The organism is Austwickia chelonae NBRC 105200, assembly GCF_000298175.1.
GTDB classification, from domain to species: Bacteria; Actinomycetota; Actinomycetes; order Actinomycetales; family Dermatophilaceae; genus Austwickia; species Austwickia chelonae.
Window position 1 is genome coordinate 1 of record NZ_BAGZ01000014.1, and the last position, 732, is coordinate 732.

Sequence of the window (732 nt, forward strand, 5' to 3'; positions counted from 1 at the left end):
CCCCCGACCAGCAATAAAAGCCGCCATCCCCGTCCCATGCTCGGTCTGCGGCTTCAACCCATCCGGAGCCCCCTGACCCGACACATCCGTACCCCCCTCAAAACGCACCCCCACCAGATCCTGATGCGTCGCATCGACTCCCGAATCGATCACACACACCTTCACCCCCGCGCCCTTAGACACGGTCAACGAACGATCCACCCCCAACCCGGTAATCCACCACGACAACTCCCGCGCCACCCCCCGCTTCGCCGCCGCAGCCACCCGCATCTGCTCCTCCAACGCCGCCCGCTGCTCCGCCTCCGAAGCCCCCACCACCGGCCCCGAAACCACCGGCGCTGCCACAGCCACCGGCGAAACCACAGCCATCGCCGACACCGCAAACACACCGACCCACACCCGAGCCACACCAGACCCCATCACACCCACACCCTCACCCAACCCACACCAACAACCACAACCACAACCACAGCCGCCGGGGCAAAACCCCGGCAGCCACCCTCACCGGAAACTCACAAACTGTCCTTCTCTTTCCATTCGAAGGACTGCTTCGTCTGCGCATCCACCCCGACCCGCGCCAACCCAGCCCGACCCTGCGCCTCAGCCTGGGCATATGCCGCATGCGACTCCACCAAACCCCGCAACACCCGATTCACCATCCCCTCCAGCTTCACCACGTTCTTTTCCAACAACGCCGCCGCCTGACGCGCGCCTTTCCACCCCTCAACGGCG

The 732-nt window shown here is 65.4% G+C and carries 2 protein-coding genes; both read right to left on the minus strand.

The features are described from left to right. Nucleotides 1-369 (minus strand): S8 family serine peptidase (locus AUCHE_RS16670; RefSeq protein WP_281492478.1); only part of this gene is annotated, 369 nt, incomplete at its 3' end. Nucleotides 370-512: 143 nt separating this feature from the next. Then, the coding region (locus tag AUCHE_RS16985; RefSeq protein ID WP_006503340.1) for a hypothetical protein at nucleotides 513-732 on the minus strand (220 nt) is incomplete at its 5' end.